Here is a 26,624-nt window from a genome sequence, read left to right as displayed (position 1 = left end):
GATGACCAAGCCCGACGACAGCACCCAGAAGCTCGCTCAGGCCCTGCGCGTCTCGCTCAAGGAGACCGAGCGGTTGCGCACCCGCAACCGCGCCCTCGACGCGGCTCTCCGCGAGCCCATCGCGATCGTCGGGATGGCGTGCCGGTATCCGGGTGGGGTCGGCTCGCCCGAGGATTTGTGGCGGCTGGTTTCGGAGGGGACCGACGCGACCTCGGAATTCCCCGATAATCGTGGCTGGAATACCGAGCGCGTCTACGATCCGACCGGCGAGGCACCCAACAGCACCTATACGCGCGAGGGTGGTTTCCTGCACGCCGCCGGGGAATTCGATCCGGCGTTCTTCAATATCAGTCCGAATGAAGCCGCCCTGATGGATCCTCAGCAGTTCCTGCTGCTGGAGACTTCGTGGGAGGCGTTCGAGCGGGCCGGCGTCGATCCCGCCTCGCTGAAGGGAAGCCGGACCGGTGTGTGGGTCGGCATGATGTACCACGACTATCCGGCCAATGCGAACGCGGGATCGATCGCCTCCGGGCGAGTGTCGTATACGTTCGGTCTGGAGGGGCCATCGGTCACCGTCGACACGGCATGCTCGTCGTCGTTGGTGGCCATGCACTCGGCGGCGGCGTCGCTGCGATCGGGCGAATGCGATCTGGCAGTGGCCGGTGGTGTCACGGTGATGGCCACGCCGGAGACCTTCGTGGAGTTCAGCCGGCAGCGCGGGGCCGCTCCGGACGGCCGGTGTAAATCCTTCGCCGACAGCGCCGACGGCGTCGGCTGGTCCGAAGGTGCCGGTGTGCTGGTATTGGAGCGATTGTCCGACGCCCAGCGCAATGGTCATCGCATCCTGGCGGTGATCTCCGGTTCGGCGGTCAACCAGGATGGTGCGTCGAACGGTTTGACGGCGCCGAACGGACCCGCGCAGCGGCGGGTCATTCGTCAGGCGTTGGCGAATGCCGGTGTGTCCCCGCTCGAGGTGGATGTGGTGGAAGCCCACGGCACCGGTACGACGCTGGGTGATCCGATCGAGGCCCAGGCCCTGCTGGCGACCTACGGGCAGGATCGTGCCGCGGATCGTCCCCTGTGGTTGGGTTCGTTGAAGTCCAATCTCGGTCATGCCCAGGCGGCCGCCGGCGTCGGTGGTGTGATCAAGATGGTGATGGCGCTGCGGCACGGGGTACTGCCTCGCACGTTGCATGTGGATCAGCCGTCTACGAAGGTCGATTGGTCCGAAGGTCATATCCGGCTGCTGACCGAGCAGGTGGATTGGCCGGTGTCGGATCGTCCGCGGCGTGTCGGTGTGTCGTCGTTCGGTATCAGCGGCACCAACGCACACGTGATCCTCGAACAGGCGCCGGTCGCCGAACACGTACCGGCACCGATTCCGACGACGGCTCCCGGCGGCGGATCGCTGCCGTGGATGATTTCGGGACGCAGTAGCGAGGCGCTCGCGGGTCAGGCTGCTCGTTTGCTTTCGCACGTGGACGAACACGGTCCGATCGATATCGGCTACTCGCTCGCGTCGACGCGTGCTGTGTTCGAGCACCGCGCGGTGGTCGTCGGCGAGGGTCGCGACGCTCTGCTGGCGGGTGTGCGGGCACTGGCCGCGGGTGTGCGGGCGCCGGGGCTGGTGGCCGGTCGGGTAATGCCGGGTTCGACGGGTGTGGTGTTCTCGGGTCAGGGTGCGCAGTGGCCGGGGATGGCAGACGCGCTTCGCGCCGCGTTCCCGGTGTTCGCCGAGGCATTCGACGCGATCGTCACCGAGTTGGATCCGTTGCTGGGGCAAGAGGTGTCGCTGAGCGTCGCATTGTCCGACGGTGACCTCGTCGACCGGACGGTGTTCGCGCAGGCGGGGTTGTTCGCGTTCGAGGTGGCGTTGTTCCGGCTCCTCGAATCGTGGGATTTTCGTGCGGATGTCGTGGCCGGTCATTCGATCGGTGAGGTGGCTGCCGCGCATATTGCCGGTGTGTTGTCGTTGCCGGATGCGTGTGTGCTGGTGGCCGCGCGCGGCCGGTTGATGCAGGCGTTGCCCACGGGTGGGGTGATGGTCGCGGTCGGCGCCTCCGAGGCCGAGGTATCGCCGTTCCTGGCCGATGGGGTGTCCCTCGCGGCGGTGAACGGTCCGTCTTCGGTGGTGCTCTCCGGTGCGGCGGATGCGGTCGCGGCTGTTGTCGAGGCGTGTACCGAACAGGGGTGGCGCACACATCGTTTGCGGGTGTCGCATGCTTTCCATTCGGCATCGATGGAGCCGATGCTGGCCGAATTCGCCGCGGCGATCCAAGGTATGACATTCGCTCGGCCGAAGATCGCGTTGGTGTCCACGGTCACCGGTATGCGGGTCGGCGATGAGATGACCGATCCGTCGTACTGGGTGGACCAGGTCCGGGACACGGTGCGGTTCGCTGACGCGGTGGCGGTGATGTCCGAAATGGGGGTGGCCCGGTTCGCCGAGATCGGGCCCGACGCGGTGCTGACTCCGATGATCGCCGCGACAGTCGACAGCGGCGCTGCCGCGGCGGTGGCGTTGGCGCGTCGAGACCATGCCGATCCGTCCGCCGTGCTGGAGGGACTGGCGAAGGTGTTCGTCTCCGGCGCCGAGGTGGACTGGGAACGTTACTACGCCGGCAGCGGAGCCGAGCGCATCGATCTGCCCACCTACGCCTTCCAGCACGAGCGTTTCTGGCTCGACGCGGGACAACACCTGGCGGCCCAGTCGTGGTTGGGCGCCGAGCTGGGTGGGGTCGGCGCTGTCGGGCTGGACGTGCTGGATCATCCGCTGCTGGGTGCTGTGGTGCCGCATCCGGATTCGGGTGGGGTCACCTTCACCGGCCGGTGGTCGGTGGATTCGGTGGATTGGCTGGCCGATCACAGCGTGCTCGGTACGGTGCTGCTGCCCGGCACCGGGTTCGTCGAACTGGCGAGTTACGTCGGTGGTGTGCTGGGCTGTGCCGTGGTGGACGAACTCGTCCTGCGGGCACCGTTGACGCTGCCCGCGCAGGGCAGTGTCGCGGTGCAGGTGGTGGTGTCCGCCGCCGACGAGGCGGATCGGCGACAGCTGAGCGTCCATTCCCGGCAGGCGAGCGAAGGGCCGTGGCTGCTGCATGCCGAAGGCGTGCTCGCGCCGGGCGAGGCGGTGGCCGATTTCGACCTCGCCGCCTGGCCTCCGGCCGGCGCGCAGCGGCTGGACATCGACGGTGTGTACGGCGAACTGCTCGATATCGGCTACGGATACGGTCCGTCCTTCCAGGGTTTGCGGGCGGCTTGGCAGCGTGGCGAGGAGATCTTCGCCGAGGTCGCACTGCGGGACCCGCGGGATGCCGAGGGTTTCGGCATTCACCCCGCGCTGTTCGATTCGGCGTTGCATGCCGGGATGGTCCACAGTCTTCGCGGTAGTGGCGACGAGGTCCCGGCGCTGCCGTTCACGTGGAATCGGGTGGTGGTGCATTCGGCCGGCGCTGCGGCGGTCCGAGTCCGGATCGTGTTCCAGGGTGACCGGCTCGCTGTGCGGATAGCGGATGAGCGCGGCAACGCGGTGCTGTCGGTGGGGGCATTGGTCGCCCGGCCGGTATCGGCTGCCGGACTGAGCACAGCCCGGGCATCGGAGGCCCTGTTCGGCGTGGACTGGGTCGCGGTGGCACCCTCGTCGTCCGCGATGATCGAGCCGGGCCGGGTGGCGGCACTCGGCTGGAGTCATCACTCCGGTACCGCGCGGGATTTCCGGGATCTCGCGGCGTTGATCGCCGATCTCGATACCACCCCGGGTTCCGTTGTTCCCGATCTCGTGCTGTTCGCGTGCCCGTCGCCCGAGGGGGCGCCACCCGAGGTCGCACGCCGGGTGGCCGCCGCTGTTCTCGGCACTGTGCAGCGATGGCTCGCCGATAGTCGCTTCGCGGCCTCCCGTTTGGTCGTCGTCACCGGACGAGCAGTGGCCGTTGCCGATTCGGAACAGGTGGATCTCGGTCAGGCACCGGTATGGGGGTTGCTGCGTGCCGCGCAGGCCGAGCACCCGGATCGATTCCAGCTTCTCGACGCGGACGCCCCCGACGCGGACGGGACACGTGACCCGATCGCCATCGCACGCGCGGTGGCGGCAGCCGCGACAGAACCGGAAGCCGCACTACGCGGGACCGAGCTGCTCGTGCCCCGGCTGAACCGGCACGCGCCCGGTGCGACGACCGGGCTGCCGGAGGAGGGCACCGTGCTGGTGACCGGTGGCACCGGTGGCCTCGGTGCGGTGATCGCCCGGCATCTGGTGACCGCGCACGGTGTGCGCCACCTGGTTCTGGTGTCCCGGCGTGGCACGGATGCTCCGGGTGCCGCCGAATTGCGTGCGGACCTGCTCGACCTCGGTGCCGAGGTCACCATCGCCGCCTGCGATGTGTCCGATCGGTCCGCTCTGGCGGCACTGCTGGACACCGTTGGAGCCGAGCATCCGCTGGTAGGTGTGGTGCACGCGGCGGGAACAGCGGATAACGGGATGCTGGAGTCGATTACGGCGGAGCGCATCGATCGGGTGTTCCGGCCCAAGGTCGATGCGGCATGGCATCTGCACGAACTCACTCGCGATCACTCGTTGTCGATGTTCGTACTGGTGTCGTCGGCGGGTGGGCTGGTGTTGCCGGCCGGTCAGGCGAACTACGCGGCGGCGAACGTCTTCCTGGATGCGCTGGCAGCGCATCGGCGCGGTCTGGGATTACCCGCGACCTCGGTGGATTATGGGTTGTGGGCGCGGTCGAGCGGGCTCGGAACCGAATTGTCCGAGGCCGATTTCGAGCGGATGCGCCGGCTCGGTTTCCCGCCGCTGTCCGAGTCCGACGGACTGGCGCTGTTCGACGCGGCGGTAACCACGGGCACCGCACAGTTGGTGGCGCTGCGAGTCGACCCCGCGGTGCTTCGTACCCGTGGCGAGCAAGTTCCGGCCCTGCTTCGCGCGATCGCGCCGATATCGGTGCGGCGAGACACCGGAACCCCGGTCGCCAACGCCTTCGCGCACAGCGTGGCGGGTCTCTCCGATGCCGACCGCCGCGGCGCGCTGCTCGACCTCGTCCGGTCGGTAGCGGCCGGCGTTCTCGGGCACGCGTCCATGGATGCTGTCGAAACGCAGGCGGAGTTCCAGCAACTCGGATTCGACTCGCTGAGTGCCGTCGAATTCCGCAACAGGCTCAATGCCGCGACCGGGTTGCGGTTGCCGGCCACGCTCGTCTTCGATCAGCCCAGTCCCCGGACAGTCGCCGAGTTCCTCGACTCCCAGCTCACGGGATCGAATCGCGATATCGCGGTCACCACGCACCGGGCTGCCGACGGCGACCCGATCGCGGTGGTGGCGATGAGCTGCCGCTATCCGGGTGGTGTCGCCTCGCCGGAGGATCTGTGGACGCTGATCGCCGCGGGTATCGATGCCACCGGTGAGCTGCCGGCCGATCGTGGCTGGGATATCGAGACCCTCTACGATCCGGAGCCGGGAAAGGCCGGGCGTACCTACACCCGTGAGGGTGGATTCCTCTATGCCGCAGCCGAGTTCGATGCGGACTTCTTCGGGATCAGCCCGAACGAGGCCACCATGATGGACCCGCAGCAGCGGTTGCTGCTGGAGGTGTCCTGGGAGGCGCTGGAACGCGCCGGTGTCGACCCCGGGGTGTTGCGGGGCAGTTCGACCGGGGTGTTCACCGGTGTGATGTACCACGACTACGCGCAGGGAACCGGTACCGGGAGCAGCACCGGCGGCAGTCTGGTCTCCGGCCGCATCGCCTACACGCTGGGCCTGGAGGGCCCGGCGGTGTCGGTGGATACGGCGTGTTCGTCGTCGCTGGTCGCCATGCATCTGGCTGCCCAGTCGTTGCGGTCGGGGGAGTGTGATCTGGCGCTGGCCGGTGGTGTGGCCGTGATGGCCACGCCGGACATGTTCCTCGAGTTCAGCCGACAGCGGGGGTTGGCCCCGGATGGTCGGTGTAAGTCGTTCGCTGATTCGGCCGATGGGGTGGGGTGGTCCGAGGGCGCTGGTGTGCTGGTGTTGGAGCGATTGTCCGATGCCCGGCGTAACGGTCACGACGTGCTTGCGGTGGTGGCGGGTTCGGCGGTGAACCAGGATGGTGCGTCGAATGGTTTGACGGCGCCGAACGGGCCCTCGCAGCGCCGCGTCATCCGTCAGGCGTTGGCGAATGCCGGTGTGTCTCCGGTCGAGGTGGATACGGTCGAGGCGCACGGCACGGGTACGACGTTGGGTGATCCGATCGAGGCGCAGGCTCTGTTGGCGACCTACGGACAGGATCGTGATCCTGATCGGCCGCTGTGGTTGGGGTCGTTGAAGTCCAATATCGGTCATGCTCAAGCTGCCGCCGGCGTCGGTGGTGTGATCAAGATGGTGATGGCCATGCAACGTGGGGTGCTGCCCCGAACGTTGCATGTGGATCAGCCGTCTACGAAGGTCGATTGGTCCGAGGGCCATATTCGCCTGTTGACCGAGCCGGTGGAGTGGCCGGTGTCGGATCGTCCGCGGCGGGCGGGTGTGTCGTCGTTCGGCCTCAGCGGCACCAACGCGCATCTGATCGTCGAGCAGGCCCCGGCAGCGGACCCGGCGCCCGCACCGGCAGTCGAGCGGGCCCCGGCTGTTGTGCCGTGGCTGATCTCGGCGCGCAGTGCCGACGCGCTCACCGGCCAGGCCAGTCGTCTCGGCTCGCATATCGACGATCTCGATCTCGATCCGGTCGATGTCGGTTTCTCGCTGGTGACGTCGAGGGTGTTGTTCGATCATCGGGCCGTGGTGCTGTCGTCTGATCGTGATGGTCTGCTGGCGGGTGTGCGGGCGGTGGCTGCCGGCGAGCAGGCACCAGGTGTGGTGTCGGGTCGGGTGGTGCCGGGTTCGACGGGTGTGGTGTTCTCGGGTCAGGGTGCGCAGTGGGCCGGTATGGCCGACGAGCTTCGCGCTGCATATCCGGTGTTCGCCGAGGCTTTCGACGGGATCGTTGCCGCGTTGGATCCGCTGCTGGAGCAGGAGGTGTCGCTGTCGGTCGCGTTGGCCGACGGTGGTCTGGTGGATCGGACGGTGTTCGCGCAGGCGGGGTTGTTCGCGTTCGAGGTGGCGTTGTTCCGGCTGCTCGAATCGTGGGGCGTGCGTGCGGATGTGGTGGCGGGTCATTCGATCGGTGAGGTCGCTGCCGCGCATATCGCGGGTGTGTTGTCGCTGGTGGATGCGTGTGTGCTGGTGGCCGCGCGTAGCCGGTTGATGCAGGCGTTGCCCGCGGGTGGGGCGATGGTCGCGGTCGGCGCCTCGGCGGCCGAGGTGTTGACGGTGCTGGGCGTTGATGTGTCGATCGCGGCGGTCAACAGCCCGTCATCGGTGGTGATCTCCGGCACCGAGAAGGGTGTCGTGGCTGCGGCAGATCGGTGTGCCGAGAATGGCTGGCGGACACATCGTTTACGTGTTTCGCATGCGTTCCATTCGGCACTGATGGAGCCGATGCTGGCCGAATTCGCCACGTTGATCGAAGGTTTGACCTTCGCCGCACCGAATATTCCGTTGGTGTCGACGGTCACCGGTGCCCGTGTCACCGACGAGATGTCGGTTCCGTCGTACTGGGTGGGTCAAGTACGGGACACGGTGCGGTTCGCTGATGCGGTAGTCGCGATGGCGGGTATGGGCGCGAACAGGTTCGCCGAGGTCGGGCCCGATGCGGTCCTGCATCCGATGATCGTCCGGACACTCGACGATGGGAAAGATGCGGCCGCTACACCACCGGTGGTGGCATTGGCGCGCCGAGACCATGCCGATCCGGCCACGGTCTCGCGTGGGGTCGCCGGATTGTTCGTGGCCGGTGCCGAGGTGGACTGGGCCGGATTCTTCACCGGAATCGGGGCGCGGCGAATCGACCTGCCCACCTACGCGTTCCAGCGCCGCCGCTATTGGCTGCCCGAAGTGTCGTCCGGCAGCAGCGACGCCCGGGCGATGGGTTTGACCGCTACCGGCCATCCCTTGGTCTCGGCGGTGGTGTCGCAACCGGATTCCGAGGTGGTCGCCGTCAGCGGCAGGTTGTCGCTGCAGACTCAGCCCTGGCTGGCCGATCACCGGGTCATGGATACCGTGCTGTTCCCGGGGACCGGGTTCGTCGAGCTCGCCCTGCACGCCGGGGACCGGGTGGGTTGCTCGACGCTCGAGGAGCTGGTGCTGCGGGCTCCGCTGGTGCTGCCGGAGCCGGCGGGCGTGGCGATACGTGTCGTCGTCGGCGGGGAGGACAGTGCGGGCCGGCGGGGGGTGCGGATCTTCTCCCGCCCCGACGACGGTATCGACTCGGTGCCGTCGTGGACGTTGAACGCCGAAGGTGTGCTCGTGCCGACGGCCCCCGAGTCGCCGGCGGATCTCACCCAGTGGCCGCCCGCCGGTGCCACGGCGATCGATATCGGGGGGGTTTACGACGCTCTCGAAGCGCAGGGTTACCACTACGGCCCGGTGTTCCGGGCACTGAAGTCGGTATGGCGTGCACCCGACGGGGTGTACGCCGAGCTCGAGTCGGCCGAGCAGGCCCGCACCGAGGCGCAGCGATTCGGCCTGCATCCGGCCCTGCTGGATGCGGCGTTGCACGCGTTGTATTTCGCCGGCGACACGTCGGCGCCGGGCACTACGCCGGCGCTGCCGTTCGAGTGGTCCGGAGTGACGGTGCACGCGTCGGGTGCCGATGCGCTGCGTGTGCGGCTGACGCACGTGGGTGCGGACGGTGTCGCCCTGGATGTGGCGGATGCGACCGGTGCCGCGGTGGCGACGGTGCGGCAGCTCACTTCCCGGCCGGTCGATCCCGCACAGCTCACCACCGGCACATCCCTGGCTCGCACCGCTGTCTTCGATATCGCCTGGACACCGATCGCGGTGTCCGGGCACGACCTCGACTCGGTGTCGTGGGCGGATCTCGGTGCCGCGGTGCCCCCGGCGGTGGTGTGGGACTGCCCGGCGGGCAACGATCCCGCCGCCGTTCGTGGCGCGATTCATGATGTGCTGCGGGTGCTGCAGTCCTGGACCGCCGAGCCACGGTTCGGCGAATCAGTGCTGATGGTCCGTACGAGTGGCGCGGTATCGGTGGCCGGGGAGGATATTACGAACCTGGCCGGCAGCGCGGTGAATGGTCTGGCTCGTTCGGCGCAGGCGGAGCACCCCGGCCGAATCATGGTGATGGACACCGATTCCGTCGGTATGGACGCCGGGCACGGGTCGCTGCTGGGCGGTATCCTCGCCGCCGGCGAACCGCAGGTCGCGCTGCGCGACGGGCAGGTACACGTGGCGCGACTGACCCGGGTGGTCGCCACCGCTGCGCCCGCTCCGGTGGCCGGTTCGTTCGGTCCGGACGACACGGTTCTGATCACCGGCGCCGGCGGTTATCTCGGTGGCGTGTTCGCCCGGCACCTGGTCGACGTATACCGTGCGCGCCGGCTGCTGTTGGTGAGCCGCCGCGGTGAGTCCGCACCCGGCGCGGACGCGTTGGCCGCGGAGTTGCGCCGACTCGGCGCCGAGGTCGAATTCGCGGCGTGCGATGTCGCCGACCGCGACGCGCTCGCCGAAGTGCTGGCCCGGGTACCCGCGGCGCATCCGCTGGCCGGCGTGTACCACCTGGCCGGTGTGCTCGACGACGGCGCCGTCGCTTCGCTGACCCCGGACCGGATGGACGCGGTGTTGCGACCCAAGGTCGACGCCGCCCTGCACCTGCACGAACTGACCACCGAGCTGCCTTTGAAGGCGTTCGTGCTGTTCAGCTCGGTCGCCGGCGCGTTCGGCAGCCCCGGTCAAGGTAATTACGCCGCGGCAAACGCGTGCCTCGACGCGCTGGCAGCCCACCGCCGGGCTTCCGGGCGTCGAGGCCGGTCTCTGGTGTGGGGTCTCTGGAACACCGACGGTGGGATGGCCGCGGAGCTCGGTGACACAGACCGCCACCGCATGTCTCGTTCCGGCCTGCTGCCGCTGTCGGAGGAACAGGGCCGGGCACTGTTCGACGTCGCCACGGCGATCGATGTGGCGGCTCCCGTCCTCGCCCGGATCGACGTGGATGCCGTGCGTAGCGCGGGGACGGCGGCGCCCGCACTGTTTTCCGTGCTGGTCCCGCCTCGCCGCACCGCGGCCTCCGGCGCGTTCACGGCGCTGCGCGCCCGTCTCGCACGCACTCCTGACAGCGAACGCGCCGATGTGCTCGTGGAGATCGTCCGTGGCCAGGTCGCCACGATTCTCGGTCATCGTGACGCGAACGCGGTGGCGGCGGACAAGGCTTTCAGCGAACTCGGGTTCGATTCGATCTCTGCGATCGAGTTCCGCAACGCGCTGCGGGCCGTGACGGGTCTGGTGTTGCCCGTGACGCTGGTGTTCGACTACCCGACGCCCCAGGCGCTGGCACGATATCTGGCCGACGAGTTCACGGGTACCAGCCGCGACGTCGAGGTCTCCGCGCGCGTAGACCTCGACGAGCCGATCGCACTCGTGGCGATGGCCTGCCGCTATCCGGGTGGTGTCGCCTCGCCGGAGGATCTGTGGACGCTGATCGCCGGGGGTATCGATGCCACCGGTGAACTGCCGGCCGATCGTGGCTGGGATGTCGAAGGCATCTACGATCCGGAGCCCGGTAAGGCGGGCAAGACCTATACGCGCCGGGGTGGATTCCTGTATTCGGCAGCGGAATTCGACCCGGAATTCTTCGGGATCAGCCCGAACGAGGCCACCATGATGGACCCGCAGCAGCGGCTGCTGCTGGAGGTGTCCTGGGAGGCGCTGGAACGCGCCGGAGTGGATCCGGCCGTGCTGCGGGGCAGCTCGACCGGCGTGTTCACCGGTGTGATGTACCACGACTACGCCCACGCCCACGGCGGTAGCGCCACCGGCAGCCTGGTGTCGGGCCGCATCGCCTACACCTTGGGCCTGGAGGGCCCGGCCGTCTCGGTGGATACGGCGTGTTCGTCGTCGCTGGTGGCGATGCATCTGGCCGCGCAATCGTTGCGGTCGGGGGAGTGTGATCTGGCGCTGGCCGGTGGTGTGGCGGTGATGGCGACCCCTGGAACCTTTGTGGAGTTCAGTCGGCAGCGGGGGTTGTCGCCGGATGGTCGGTGTAAGTCGTTCGCTGATTCGGCCGATGGGGTGGGGTGGTCCGAGGGCGCTGGTGTGCTGGTGTTGGAGCGATTGTCCGATGCCCGTCGTAACGGTCACGACGTGCTCGCGGTGGTGGCGGGTTCGGCGGTGAACCAGGATGGTGCGTCGAACGGTTTGACGGCGCCGAACGGACCCGCGCAGCGCCGTGTCATCCGCCGAGCTCTCGCGAATGCGGGGGTGTCTCCGCGCGAGGTGGATGCGGTCGAGGCACACGGTACGGGTACGACGTTGGGTGATCCGATCGAGGCCCAGGCTCTGCTGGCGACCTACGGGCAGGATCGTGATCCTGATCGGCCGCTGTGGTTGGGGTCGTTGAAGTCGAATATCGGTCATGCGCAGGCTGCGGCCGGTGTGGGTGGTGTGATCAAGATGGTGATGGCCGTGCGGCACGGGGTACTGCCTCGCACGTTGCATGTGGATCAGCCGTCTACGAAGGTCGATTGGTCCGAAGGTCATATTCGGCTGTTGACCGAGTCGGTGGATTGGCCGGTGTCGGATCGTCCGCGGCGGGCGGGTGTGTCGTCGTTCGGTATCAGCGGCACCAATGCCCACATCATCATCGAACAAGCTCCGGTCGCGGTATCGGCTTCGGTGCAGGTGGTGGAGCCGGCGGCGCCGGTAGTCGAAACCGCCCCGGCCGTGAAGGTACTGCCGGCCGGTGGGGTGTTGCCCTGGGTGGTCTCGGCACGCGGCGGCGACGCCCTCGCCGGTCAAGCAACCCGCCTGGTAGCTCATGTCGACGAATTCGATCTCGATCCGGTCGATGTCGGTTTCTCGCTCGTCACGTCGAGGATGTTGTTCGATCATCGGGCCGTGGTGCTGTCGCCCGATCGGGCGGGGCTGCGTGCCGGTGCGCGGGCCTTGGGCCGGGGTGAGACGGGTCCGGATGTGGTGTCGGGTCGGTTGGTGCCGGGTTCGACGGGTGTGGTGTTCTCGGGCCAGGGCGCGCAGTGGGCGGGGATGGCCGAGGGCCTGCGGGTTTATCCGGTGTTCGCCGAGGTGTTCGACGGGATCGTTGCGGAGTTGGATCCGTTGCTGGGGCAGCAGGTGCCGCTGAGCGTCGCATTGTCCGACGGTGACCTCGTCGACCGGACGGTGTTCGCGCAGGCGGGGTTGTTCGCGTTCGAGGTGGCGTTGTTCCGGCTGCTCGAATCGTGGGGCGTGCGTGCGGATGTGGTGGCGGGGCATTCGATCGGTGAGGTGGCTGCCGCGCATATCGCGGGTGTGTTGTCGTTGGTGGATGCGTGTGTGCTGGTGGCCGCGCGTGGCCGGTTGATGCAGGCGTTGCCCGGGGGTGGGGCGATGGTCGCCGTGGGCGCCTCCGAGACCGATATGGCGGCGCTGCTCGAGGGCCTCGACGCGGGACTCGACGTGTCCATCGCGGCGGTCAACAGCCCGTCATCGGTGGTGATCTCCGGCCCTGAGGAGGCGATCGCGACTGCTGTCGAGGTGTGTGCCGAGAATGGTTGGCGGACACATCGTTTGCGGGTGTCGCATGCGTTCCATTCGGCGCTGATGGAGCCGATGCTGGCCGAATTCGCCTCGGCGATAGCGGGTGTGACGTTCGCCCCGCCGAAGATTCCGTTGGTATCGACCGTCACCGGTACCCGAGCCGGCGACGAGCTGACCGACCCGGCCTATTGGGTGGGCCAGGTCCGTGACACGGTGCGGTTCGCCGACACGGTCGCAGCGATGGTGGATCTCGGGGTGACCCGGTTCGCCGAGGCCGGCCCCGACGCCGTGCTCGTTCCCATGGTCGACGGGATCGTCGACACCGGGGACGCCACGGGTGCGCCGACCACGGTGGTGGCCCTGGCACGCCGCGAGCATGCCGATCCCCGCACTGTCACACGCGGGGTGGCCGCGCTGTTCGTGACCGGCGCCGAGGTGGACTGGACGGGGTTCTTCGCCGGCACCGGGCCGCGGCGAGTCGACCTGCCCACCTACGCCTTCCAGCGCCGGAGTTACTGGTTGACGGAAGGATCGGCCGGCGGCGACGCCCGTGCGATGGGGTTCGTGGCGACCGGACACCCGCTGGCTTCGGCGGTCGTCTCACACCCGGACTCCGACGCGGTCACCCTCAGCGGGCGCCTGTCGGCACGGACCCATCCGTGGCTCGCCGACCACGCGATCATGGACACGGTGTTGTTCCCCGGCACCGGATTCGTCGAGCTCGCCCTGCATGCCGGAGAGCAGGCCGGCTGCGCGCTCCTCGAGGAGCTGACCCTGACAGCGCCACTGGCACTGCCGGATTCGGCCGGGGTGGCGGTGCGTGTCGCCGTCGACGGCGTGGACCCGGCAGGTCGTCGCGGGGTGCGGATCTACTCCCGGCCCGACGACGAGATCGAGGCCTCGCGGCCGTGGACACTGCACGCCGAGGGCATGCTCGCATCCGGTGTGGGCGAGGTGCCCGCGGAACTGACGCAGTGGCCGCCGACCGGCGCCACGGCGATCGCTGTCGACGGTGTCTACGACTCCCTCGACGCCCAGGGCTACCACTACGGTCCGGCATTCCAGGCGCTGAAATCCGTGTGGCGAGGATCCGGTGCGGTCTACGCCGAGCTCGAACTTCCCGAACCGGCCCGATCCGAGGCGTCACGTTTCGGTGTCCATCCGGCACTGCTCGACGCCGCGCTGCACGCGATGCGTATCGCCGGCGACGTGGCCGCCGACGAAGCCGATCTCGCGTTGCCGTTCGAATGGTCCGGTGTCACCGTGCACGCGAGTGGGGCCGATACGCTGCGTGTTCGGCTGACCCGTGTGGGCGAGCACGGTGTAGCCCTCGACCTGGCGGATGCGACGGGTGCCGCGGTGGCGACGGTGCACCGGCTCGCGGTGCGCCCGATCGATCCCGCACGGCTCACAGCCGGCGCATCCATCGCCGGGACCCCGCTGTATCGGGTCGACTGGACACCGATCGCCACACCCGCAGTCGATACCCAGGTCACCGCGGCGTCATGGGCGGACCTCGGTGAGCAGGTTCCCCGGGTGGTGATCGTGAACTGCCGGACGGGCAACGATGCCGCCGCCGTCCACGCCGCGACGCACGAAGTGCTCGAGATCCTGCAAACCTGGACCGCGGACCAGCGCTTCGCGGAATCCACCCTCGTGGTCCGGACCCACGGGGCGGTTTCGGTCGCCGGGGAGGACATCACCGATCTGGCCGGTGCGGCCGTATGCGGTCTGGTCCGTTCCGCGCAGTCGGAGAATCCCGGTCGCATCGTGCTGATCGACACCGCTTCCGAGTTCGACGAGCTCCCCACCGACCTGATCGGCGCGATTCTGGCCACCACCGAACCTCAGGTGGCGGTGCGGGACGGACGAGTACACCGCGCCCGTCTCGGTCGAGCCGATTCCGCCGCGGCCACGAACCCGCCCTTCGCGGCGGAAGATACCGTGCTCATCACCGGTGCGGGTGGTGTGCTGGGCGCGATGTTCGCCCGGCACCTGGTCGCCACCTACGGTGTGCGCCATCTGCTGTTGCTGAGTCGACGTGGGCAATCGGCGCCCGGCATCGCCGAATTGCGGGAAGAGCTGGAGCGCCTGGGTGCCGAAACCGACGTCGTGGCGTGCGATGTCGCCGACCGTCAGGCGCTGGCACAGGTGCTGGCCGAGGTACCCGCCGCGCACCCGCTGACCGGTGTGTTCCACCTGGCCGGTGTCCTCGACGACGGTGCCGTCGCGGCATTGACCCCGGCCCGGATGGCTACGGTGCTGCGGCCCAAGGTCGATGCCGCCCTGCATTTGCACGAGCTGACCGCCGGGCTACCGCTGAAGATGTTCGTCCTGTTCAGTTCGGTGGCCGGGGCGTTCGGTAATCCGGGTCAGGGGAACTATGCCGCCGCCAACGCGTGTCTGGACGCATTGGCCGCTCACCGCAGGGCCACCGGGGACCACGCGATGTCGTTGGCCTGGGGCCTGTGGGACGGGGGTATGGCCGGAGAGCTCAGCGACGTCGATCGGCGGCGCATGGCTCGTTCCGGCATGCTGGCGCTGTCGCGGGATCAGGGCCTGGCGCTGTTCGACGCCGCCGTCCGGACCGATATCGCGGCGCCGGTGCTCGCCCGCCTGGATCCGAATATTGCGCGCGACGCGGCATTCGCCGCGCCCGCTCTGCTCTCCGGATCGATACCCACTCGCCGCACCGCGGTGTCGGGCGCGGCCACGGCATTGAGCGCACGGCTGGCGAGCGCTCCGGACGACGAGCGTCTCGATATGCTCGTCGAGATCGTGCGCGGTCGGATCGCCGCGGTCTTGGGGCACCAGGATATGAACACGGTCGCGGCCGACAAAGCTTTCAACGAGCTGGGTTTCGACTCGATCAGCGCGATCGAGTTCCGTAACTCGCTGAAAGCCGTGACCGGACTCCCGTTGCCCGTGACGCTGGTATTCGATTACCCGACACCTCAGGCGCTGGCGAAGTATCTGGCCGACGAGTTCGCCGGCACGAGCCAGGACATCGTCGTCACCGCCGACCGGGCTGTCGACGACGATCCCATCGCTGTCGTCGGTATGGCGTGCCGCTACCCCGGCGGAGTCACCTCGCCCGAGGAACTCTGGGAGCTCGTCCGGATCGGCGCGGACGCGGTGACCCCGCTCCCGGCCGACCGCGGCTGGGATCTGAACGGCATCTACGACCCGGAACCGGGCCGCGTGGGCAAGTCGTACACCCGCCACGGCGGGTTCCTGCACACGGCAGCCGAGTTCGACGCGGAATTCTTCGGGATCAGCCCCAACGAAGCCCTCACGATGGATCCGCAACAACGGCAACTACTCGAAACCACCTGGGAGGCCCTGGAACGCGCCGGCGTGGATCCGGCCGTGCTGCGGGGCAGCTCGACCGGGGTGTTCACCGGGGTGATGTACCACGACTACGCCCAGGGCAAGGGCGGCAGTGCCACCGGCAGTCTGGTCTCCGGCCGCATCGCGTACACCCTGGGGTTGGAGGGCCCGGCGGTGTCGGTGGATACGGCGTGTTCGTCGTCGCTGGTCGCCATGCATCTGGCCGGGCAGTCGTTGCGGTCGGGGGAGTGTGATCTGGCGCTGGCCGGCGGTGTGGCGGTGATGGCGACGCCGGAGACGTTCGTGGAGTTCAGCAGGCAGCGGGGTTTGGCCCCGGATGGTCGCTGTAAGTCGTTCGCTGATTCGGCCGACGGTGTCGGGTGGTCCGAGGGCGCGGGTGTGCTGGTGCTGGAGCGGTTGTCCGATGCCCGGCGTAATGGTCATGAGGTTCTGGCGTTGGTGGCGGGTTCGGCGGTGAATCAGGATGGTGCGTCGAACGGTTTGACGGCGCCGAACGGTCCGTCGCAGCGTCGTGTGATCCGTCAGGCGTTGGCGAATGCCGGTGTCTCCGCGGTGGAAGTGGATGCGGTCGAGGCGCACGGTACGGGTACGACGTTGGGTGATCCGATCGAGGCGCAGGCTCTGCTGGCGACTTATGGGCAGGATCGTGATCCGGATCGGCCTTTGTGGTTGGGGTCGTTGAAGTCCAATATCGGTCATGCTCAAGCTGCCGCCGGCGTCGGTGGTGTGATCAAGATGGTGATGGCCATGCGGCACGGGGTGCTGCCCCATACGTTGCATGTGGATCAGCCGTCTACGAAGGTCGATTGGTCCGAGGGGAATATCCGGCTGCTGACAGAGTCGGCGCCGTGGCCGGTAGTGGATCGTCCGCGGCGTGCGGGCGTGTCCTCGTTCGGTTACAGCGGTACCAACGCGCACATCATCATCGAACAGGCGCAGGCCGGGCCACCGGCTCCGGTGCCGGTGGTCAGGACCGAACCCGCGGGTGGGTTGCTGCCCTGGGCACTCTCGGCGCGCAACGGCGAGGCGCTGGCCGGCCAAGCCGAACGGCTGGCAGCGTATGCGGACGACCACGACCTGGACCCGATGGATATCGGCTTCTCACTGGCCTCGACGCGTGGTCTGTTCGAGCATCGCGGCGTGGTAATCGCGGACAACCGTGCTGGTTTGCTGTCGGGGGTGCGCGCGCTGGCCGCCGGTGACCGGGCGCCGGATGTGGTGACCGGTCGTGCGATACCGGGTTCGACGGGTGTGGTGTTCTCGGGGCAGGGCGCGCAGTGGGCGGGTATGGCCACCGAGCTGCGCGCGGCCTATCCGGTATTCGCCGAGCATTTCGACCGGATCGTCGCCGAGGTGGATCCGCTGCTGGAGCAGCGCGTTTCGCTGACCGAGGCGTTGACCGACGAAGAGCTGATCGACCGGACGGTGTTCACGCAGCCGGGGCTGTTCGCGTTCGAGGTGGCGCTGTTCCGGCTGCTCGAATCCTGGGGTGTGCGTGCGGATGTCGTGGCCGGGCATTCGGCCGGTGAGATCGCCGCCGCGCATGTGGCGGGTGTCTTCTCGCTCGCGGACGCGTGCGTGCTGATCGCCGCGCGTGGCCGGTTGATGGACGCCCTCCCCGCGGGCGGCGCGATGGTGGCCGTCGGCGCCGCCGAGACCGCGGTGCGCACACTGCTGGCCGGGGAAGTCTCGATCGCGGCGGTGAACGGCCCCTCGTCGGTGGTGATCTCCGGTGCCGAGAGCGATGTCGTCGCGGTCGCCGGCCGATGTGCCGAACGGGGTTGGCGCACCCACAGGTTGCGGGTCCCGCATGCGTCCCATTCGGCGCTGATGGAGCCGATGCTGGCCGAGTTCGTCTCGGCGATCAAGGGGGTGACGTTCTCCCTGCCGAATATCGCGCTGGTGTCGACAGTGACCGGTGCGCGGATCGCCGAGGAAATGTGCGATCCGTCGTATTGGGCCGGCCAGGTGCGCAACTCGGTGCGATTCGCCGACGCGGTCGCCGCGATGAGGGGTCTCGGCGTGTCCAGATTCGCCGAGGTCGGACCCGAGGCGGTACTGACCCCGATGATCACGCAGACCCTCGACGCCGAGCAGCTGAGCACGGTTCCCGAGGTAGTGGCCCTGGCACGTCGGGGCCGGGCGGACGCGTCGTCGGTGACGGGTGGTGTCGCCGAGCTGTTCGTATCCGGTGCCGACGTGGACTGGGCCGCGCTGTACGCCGCGACCGGCGCCGTGCGCATCGACCTGCCCACCTACGCGTTCCAACACCGCCGCTATTGGATGGCCGGCGGGTCCGCCGGCGGTGACGCGCGGGGGATGGGTCTCGTCGCTACCGGACATCCACTGGTCTCGGTGGTCGTCTCGCAACCGGACTCGGACGCGGTAACCCTTGCCGGCCGGCTATCGGTACAGACGCAGCCGTGGCTGACCGATCACAGCGTCATGGATACCGTGTTGTTCCCCGGTACCGGCTCGGTCGAACTCGCCCTGCACGCCGGCGAACAGGTCGGCTGCTCGACCCTCGAAGAGCTCGTCCTGCGCGCCCCGCTGACACTGTCGGAGTCGGCGGGGGTCGCGGTGCGCGTCGTGGTCGCTGCCGAGGACGAGACCGGCGCTCGCGCGGTGCGGATCTTCTCCCGCCCCGACGACGGTGCCGATTCGGTGCCGGCGTGGACCCTGCATGCCGAAGGTGTGCTCGCACCCGGACCCGGCAGTGCGGCCGCGGATCTGGTGCCGTGGCCGCCCGCCGATGCTGCCGCGGTCGATATCGAGGGGCTCTACGATTCCCTCGACGCGCAGGGCTATCACTACGGGCCGGTCTTCCGGGCGCTGAAGTCCGTGTGGCGGGGATCGGACGGGGTGCTCTACGCCGAGGTCGAATTGCCCGAGCAGGCTCGGGCCGAGGCGCAGCGGTTCGGTATGCATCCGGCACTGCTGGATGCGGCGTTGCATGCGTTACGTCCGGCCGACGACCCGTCGGCGGAGGGGACCGAGCTGGTATTGCCGTTCGAGTGGTCCGGTGTCACGGTGCATGCGGCGGCGGCCGACGCAGTGCGTGTCCGGTTGACCCGTGTCGGTGCGCACGGCGTCGCCCTGGATCTGGCCGACCCGTCGGGTGCTCCGGTGGCGACGGTGCGGCAACTGTCGACCCGGCCGGTCGATCCCGCGCAGCTCGCTGCCGGTCCATCGGTCGCCGGTAGCGGGCTGTTCCAGATCGGCTGGGCGCCGGTAGCCGTGCCTGCGGACGAGGTCACCGCGGTGGCGTGGCCGGACCTCGGTGAGCAGATCCCGCAGGTCGTGGTGCTGGACTGCCCGACGGGTGATGATCCCGCCGCCGTCCGTGCCGCGGCACACTCGGTCCTCGAGGTACTGCAGTCCTGGATCGCCGACGATCGGTTCGCCGAATCGGTGCTCGTCGTCCGGACCAGCGGTGCTGTCTCGGTCGCCGGGGAAGACGTGACGAACTCGGCCGGCGCGGCGGTGAGCGGGCTGGTCCGTTCGGCACAGTCGGAGAATCCCGGCCGGATCGTGCTGATCGACACCGATTGCGCACTCGACGGCCTGCTGGGCGGGATGCTGGCGTCGGCGGAACCCCAGATGGCGGTTCGTGATCGGCAAGTACACATTCCGCGGTTGGGCCGGGCGGCGTCCACTGCGGCGACCGCGGCCATCACTTTCGATCCGGACGAGACCGTTCTGATCACCGGTGCCAGCGGTCTGCTCGGCGGATGGTTCGCCCGGCACCTGGTGTCCACGCGCGGTGTCCGGCATCTGCTGCTGACGAGCCGCCGCGGGGAATCCGCGCCCGGTGCTGCCGAGCTGCGGGCGGAGTTGGGTGAGCTCGGTGCCGAGGTCGTGTTCGTCGCGTGCGATGTCGCCGACCGTGCCGCGCTCGCCGAGATGATCGCCGCGATACCGGCGGATCGGCCACTGGCGGGTGTACTCCATCTGGCCGGTGTACTCGATGACGGCGCCATCGGTTCGCTGACCCCGGCCCGCCTGGACGCGGTGTTCGGGCCCAAGGTCGATGCCGCTCTGCATCTGCACGAGCTGACCGCTGAGCTGCCGCTGAAGATGTTCGTGCTGTTCAGTTCGGTGGCGGGTGCGTTCGGCAATCCCGGCCAGGGAAACTATGCGGCGGCCAATGCGTGCCTGGACGCGCTGGCGGCGCACCGCCGCGTATCGGGGCGCTGTGGCCAGTCGCTGGCCTGGGGACTGTGGGACGGGGGTATGGCCGGCGAGCTCAGCGACCTGGACCGGCAGCGTATGTCGCGCTCGGGCATGCTGCCGCTCTCTCGAGAGCAGGGCCTCGCGCTGTTCGATTCGGCTGTCGAGCTCGAGGCCGCGGCTCCCGTCCTCGCCCGTCTGGATCTGGAGAGCATGCGCGGCGCGGGTCCCGCGCTGCCCGCGTTGTTCTCCGGTCTGGTTCGTGTCCGCCGGACGGCGGCCTCGGGTGCGGCCGCGGCATTGCGCGCTCGTCTGGTGAGTCTTCCCGATGGTGAGCGTTCGCGTGTTCTCGCCGAGATCGTGCGCGGTCAGGTCGCCGCGATCCTGGGGCATCAGGATATGAACGAGGTCGCCGCGGACCGGGCTTTCCACGAGCTGGGTTTCGACTCGATCAGCGCGATCGAGTTCCGCAATGCGTTGAAAGTGGCGACGGGTCTGCCGTTGCCCGCGACTCTGGTATTCGACTATCCGACGCCGCAGGCGCTGGCGAAGTACTTGGCCGACGAACTCACGGGCACGAGCGAGGCCGTCGTGGTCGCCGCGGGCCGGGCCGTCGAGGACGACCCTGTCGCTGTCGTCGGGATGGCGTGCCGCTATCCGGGAGGGGTCACCTCCGCGGAGGAATTGTGGGAACTGGTCAGCGCCGGCGTGGATGCCGTATCGCCGCTGCCGGTCGACCGGGGTTGGGATGTCGACGATATCTACGACCCGGAGCCCGGCCGGGCGGGCAGGACCTACGTTCGTGAGGGCGGATTCCTGCACACGGCAGCCGAGTTCGACGCGGACTTCTTCGGTATCGGCCCCAACGAGGCCACGATGACCGATCCACAGCAGCGGCAGCTGCTCGAAACGGCGTGGGAGGCGCTGGAGCGGGCCGGTATCGATCCCACGGTGCTGCGGGGCAGTTCGACCGGTGTGTTCACCGGTGTGATGTACCACGACTACGCGCAGGGCAGTGGCGCCGGCGCCACGGGGAGTTTGACGTCGGGCCGGATCGCCTACACCCTCGGACTGGAGGGGCCGGCGGTCTCGGTGGATACGGCGTGTTCGTCGTCGCTGGTCGCCATGCATCTGGCCGGGCAGTCGCTGCGGTCGGGGGAGTGCGATCTGGCGCTGGCCGGCGGCGTGACCGTGATGGCGACGCTGGAGGCCTTCGTGGAGTTCAGTCGGCAGCGGGGGTTGTCGCCGGATGGCCGGTGTAAGTCGTTCGCCGACCGCGCCGACGGGGTGGGTTGGTCCGAGGGTGCGGGTGTGCTGGTGTTGGAGCGGTTGTCCGACGCTCGGCGTAATGGTCATGAGGTTCTTGCGGTGGTGGCGGGTTCGGCGGTGAATCAGGATGGTGCGTCGAATGGTTTGACGGCGCCGAATGGTCCGTCGCAGCGTCGTGTGATCCGTCAGGCGTTGGCGAATGCCGGTGTGTCTCCGGTCGAGGTGGACGTGGTGGAGGCGCACGGTACGGGTACGACGTTGGGTGATCCGATCGAGGCGCAGGCTCTGTTGGCGACCTATGGGCAGGATCGTGATCCCGATCGGCCTTTGTGGTTGGGGTCGTTGAAGTCGAATATCGGTCATGCGCAGGCTGCGGCCGGTGTGGGTGGTGTGATCAAGATGGTGATGGCGATGCGGCACGGTGTGCTGCCGTCGACGTTGCATGTGGATCGGCCGTCTACGAAGGTCGATTGGTCCGAGGGCCATATTCGGTTGTTGACCGACCCGGTGGAGTGGCCGGAGTCGGATCGTCCGCGGCGGGCGGGTGTGTCGTCGTTCGGTATCAGTGGCACCAACGCCCACATCATCATCGAGCAGGCGCCGGTAGCTCCGGCGCCGGTGCCAGATTCGGCACCGGTGGCCGAGACTGTTCCGGCGGTGTTGCCGTGGACGGTCTCGGCGCGCAGCGGTGCCGCTCTCGCCGGTCAGGCGGCGCGCCTGGTCTCCTATGTAGAGCACCGCGACGTGACTCCGGTGGATGTCGGCTTCTCGCTGGCGTCCACGCGGGCAGTATTCGAGCATCGCGCTGTCGTCCTGGCCGGCGATCGTGATGGTCTGCTGGCGGGTGTGCGGGCGGTGGCTGCCGGCGAGCAGGCGCCGGGTGTGGTGTCGGGTCGGGTGGTGCCGGGTTCGACGGGTGTGGTGTTCTCGGGTCAGGGTGCGCAGTGGGCGGGTATGGCCGCGGATTTGCGTGCGGAGTATCCGGTGTTCGCCGAGGCTTTCGACGGGATCGTCGCCACGTTGGATCCGCTGCTGCAGCAGGAGGTGTCGCTGTCGGTCGCGTTGGCCGATGGTGGTCTGGTGGATCGGACGGTGTTCGCGCAGGCGGGGTTGTTCGCGTTCGAGGTGGCGTTGTTCCGGCTGCTGGAGTCGTGGGGTTTCCGTGCTGATGTCCTTGCCGGTCATTCGATCGGTGAGGTGGCTGCTGCGCATGTGGCCGGTGTGTTGTCGTTGCCGGATGCGTGTGTGCTCGTGGCGGCGCGTGGCCGGTTGATGCAGGCGTTGCCCGCGGGTGGGGCGATGGTCGCGGTCGGTGCCCCCGAGGCCGACGTGCTGGGGTTGCTGGGCGGTGACGTGTCGATCGCGGCGGTGAACGGTCCTTCGTCGGTCGTTGTCTCCGGTCCTGAGGACGCGGTCGCGGCTGTTGTCGAGGTGTGCGTCGAGAGAGGTTGGCGGACACATCGTTTAGCCGTTTCGCATGCGTTCCATTCGGCGTCGATGGTGCCGATGCTGGACGAGTTCGCCACGGTGGTCGAGAGGTTGACGTTTGCTCGGCCGAGTCTTTCGCTGGTGTCGACGGTGACCGGAGCCGCTGTCACCGACGAGATGTCGGTTCCGTCGTACTGGGTGGGGCAAGTACGGGACACGGTGCGATTCGCCGATGCGGTGACCGCCATGGCGGCTCTGGGAGCGTCGAGGTTCGCCGAGGTCGGGCCGGACGCGGTACTGACCCCGATGATCGCCGGGGCCCACGACAGCGCGACCACGATCCCACTGGCCCGGCGAAACAACGCGGCCCCCGCGACACTCCTGACGGGGCTCGCCCGGTTGCACGTCACCGGTTCGGTGGTGGATTGGAAGGGTTACTACGCCGGCACCGGCGGCGCGAAAACCGATCTACCGACATACGCTTTCCACCACCGCCGTTTCTGGGACGCGGGCCGACCGCATACCGGCGACGCCTCCGCGCTCGGTCTGCGATCCACCGAACACCCCATGTTGGGCGCGTTGGTAGCGCAGCCGGAGGACGGGGGCGCCAGATTCACCGGCCGGCTGTCCACGACCACCCATCCGTGGCTGGCCGATCATCACGTGCTCGGTACCGCGCTGCTGCCCGGCACCGCGTTCGTCGAACTGGCCGTGCACGCCGGAGAGCAGGTCGACTGTCCGGAACTGGGCGATCTCACCCTCCGGGCGCCGCTCGTGCTGCACGGGCGCGGCGCGGCGCAGGTCCAGGTGATAGTCGGTGACGGCGACGACGCCGGTCGCCGGCGGCTCGACATCTACTCACGCAATGACGAGGACGATCCGTCGGTTCCGTGGACCCACCATGCCGAGGGCGTCGTGAGCCCGAGCCCAGAGTCCGGCGACGCGGAGTCCGGCGAACAGGGACACTGGGCCGACTTCACCCAGTGGCCGCCGGCCGGAGCTTCGGCGGTCGAATTGGCCGGTGCTTACGACGGACTCGCCGACAACGGATACAACTACGGGCCCGCCTTCCGTGGTCTGGTTGCTCTGTGGCGCCGCGGTGCGGATCTCTTCGCCGAGGTCGCACTGCCCGAACCGATCTCCACCCGCGGTTACGGTGTACATCCGGCGCTGCTCGATGCCGCCATGCACGCTCTGCCGTTCGGTCTCGCGCGGGGGGACGAGGACGCCGAAGGGCCGACCCTCGTGCCGTTCGCCTGGTCGGCGGTGCGGGTGCACGCAGACGGCGCGCGGCGGGCGCGGGTTCGCGTGACCTGGCTGAACCCGGCGACGGTCACCTTGGCGATGGCCGATTCCGGTGGCGCGCCACTACTGTCGGTGCAGTCCGTCGCGTTGCGCCCGCTGTCGAACGAGATGTTATCGGCGGCAACCAGGTCCCGCGACGACGCGCTCTACGAGCTCACCTGGCGGCCCGGTCCCCGGCCGCGGTCCGCGGCGCAAGGGTCCTGGGCCGAGTGGGGCACCGCGGAACCGGCCTCGGTCTTGCTCTTCCGGCCGCCGGTCGACGGCGGTCCGGTGCCGGTCCGGCTGCGCACAGCGCTGCATCGCACACTCGAAGTCCTCCAGGAGTTCGCGAGCGAAGAGCGTTACGCCGCAAGTACCCTGGCCGTGATCACCGACAGCACGGACGACCCGGCGCTCGCCGCGGTGTGGGGGCTGGTGCGCGCGGCCCAGGCGGAGAACCCGGGACGGATCGTGCTCATCGAGGCCGCCGCGGCGACAACCGCGGATTCCCTGGTAGCGGCAGCGCAGCTGGGCGAGCCGGAACTGGAACTCCATGCGGAGGGGACACGGGTGCCGCGGCTCCTCCGCGCCGCACCACCCGAATCGGAGCGGCCGGCACCCTGGGATCGCGAGCGGACGGTGTTGATCACCGGTGGTACCGGTGCGATCGGCCGCCGGCTCGTCGAGCACCTGGTGCGCGAGCACGGCGTGCGGCACGTGCTGCTGGCCGGCCGTCGTGGACCGGCCGCCGCGACGGAACTCATCGCGGAACTCGATGGCCTCGGCGCCGAGGTGCGTGCGGCGGCCTGCGATGTCGGAGACCGTGAAGCGTTGCGAGACCTTCTCGCTTCGATACCCGCGCAGCGGCCGTTGGGTGCGGTCGTCCACGTGGCCGGTGTTGTCGGCAACGGGCTGATCGACACCTTGACGCCCGAGCAGATCGACCACTGCCTCGGTGCCAAGGCCGACGCTGCCTGGCACCTGCACGACCTCACCCGGGACGCCGGGTTGTCCGCCTTCGTGATGATCTCCTCGGTGGCGGGCGTGATGACGCCCCCCGGGTCGGGCGCCTACGCGGCGGCCAACCGATTCCTCGACGCGCTCGCGACCCACCGTCACGCCCGAGGTATGCCGGCCACGTCGCTCGCCTACGGCCCGTGGGGTATCGACACCGGACTGTCGCACGAGCTCAACCGGGCCGACCGGCAGCGGATGCGCCGCCACGGTCTGCCGCCGCTGCCTCCCGGCAAGGCACTCGACCTGTTCGACGCGGCAGTGTCCACCGGCCGTCCGGTACACGTACCGGTGGATATCGACCTGACCGGGTTGCGTGCTCAGGACGCGGTGCCCGCGCTGCTCAGCGACATGGTGAGGCGGCCCGGCCGTCGGCAGCACACCGGAACGCCGGATGCGGACGGACTCCGCACACGATTGGCGCAACTGTCCGAGCCCGAACAGGAACAGTGGCTGCGGACCCATATCCTCGAGAACGCGGCGAGGCTGCTCGGACATGAGAGCGCGGCCGACCTCGATCCCGAGCGGGGCTTCCTCGAATCGGGATTCGACTCCCTGGCCGCCATGGAGTTGCGAAACGCTCTCAACATGTCGACCGGTCTGACCCTGCCCACCGCCGCGATCTTCGATCACGAGACGCCGGCGGCGCTGGCCCGGTATCTGTGCAAGGAGCTCACCGCACCCGCACCGCACGCCGGTGAATCAGGCGGGGCCGACGACTCCCTGTACGGGATGTTCCGTGACGCGGTCACGTCCGGCCGGGCAGGCGCGGGCTTCGTTCTGCTGGGGGCGGCGGCGCAACTGCGCGAGCAGATCGCCTCGGCCGAGGACCTGGACCGGCTGCCGGAGCCCACGCGACTCGTCTGGGGAACTACCCTGCCACGCATTATCTGCCTCAGCCCGCCCCTCGCCACCGGCGGTGTGCACCAGTACGCCAGGCTCGCCTCGCAACTGCGAACGAACCGTGACGTTGTGGCGATGTCGCCGATCGGGTGCCGTACGGGAGAGCCGGTTCCGGCGACGTCGACGGCGGCCGCGCAGGTATTGGCACACTGCGTCCTCGCGGCTGCGCAAGGAGATCCGTTCGTTCTTCTCGGCTACTCCTCGGGCGGCCTGCTGGCCCACCTCGTCACCGAGTATCTGGAGGCGGCCGGTGGCCCGGTGCCCACAGGCCTGGTCATGCTGGACACCTACGCGGTGCACGACGACGGCGAATGGCTGCTGCCGCCGATGGCCGAGCACATGGTGTCGAACGAGGCTACGTTCGGTCGCTTCGACCCGGCCCGGCTGACGGGAATGGGCAGGTACATCCAGCTCTTGCAGGAGATGGTGCCCGGCTCCGTCGCCACGCCCGCGTTGTTCCTCCAATGCGCCGAGAGCTTCCTGGGGAGCTCATCGGATCGCGTGGACTGGCAGGCGCAACCGTGGGATCCGGCGCAGACCGTCGTGCCGATTCGGGCCGACCACTTCACAATCCTGGAGGACGGTTCGGCCGACGTCGCCGCAGCGATCGAGGGCTGGCTCGAGAGGTGACACCGGGGCCGGG

At 68.8% G+C, this 26,624-nt stretch carries 1 protein-coding gene; it reads left to right on the top strand.

What is annotated here, in order from left to right; genetic code table 11:
* Position 1 precedes the first annotated feature (1 nt).
* Complete coding sequence (locus AB0F41_RS01375) at positions 2 to 26,611, top strand: SDR family NAD(P)-dependent oxidoreductase (protein WP_357420690.1); 26,610 nt, start codon at positions 2 to 4, stop codon at positions 26,609 to 26,611.
* The last annotated feature ends 13 nt before the right edge of the window (positions 26,612 to 26,624 follow it).

The sequence above is a fragment of the Nocardia sp. NPDC024068 genome (assembly GCF_040638875.1).
Classification (GTDB): domain Bacteria; phylum Actinomycetota; class Actinomycetes; order Mycobacteriales; family Mycobacteriaceae; genus Nocardia.
This window is presented reverse-complemented; position numbering and strand designations above follow the sequence as displayed.

What these genes read in the sequence shown, in the direction of transcription:
- AB0F41_RS01375 (WP_357420690.1), top strand. Translation starts at nt 2, where the DNA reads ATGACCAAGCCCGACGACAGCACCCAGAAGCTCGCTCAGGCCCTGCGC.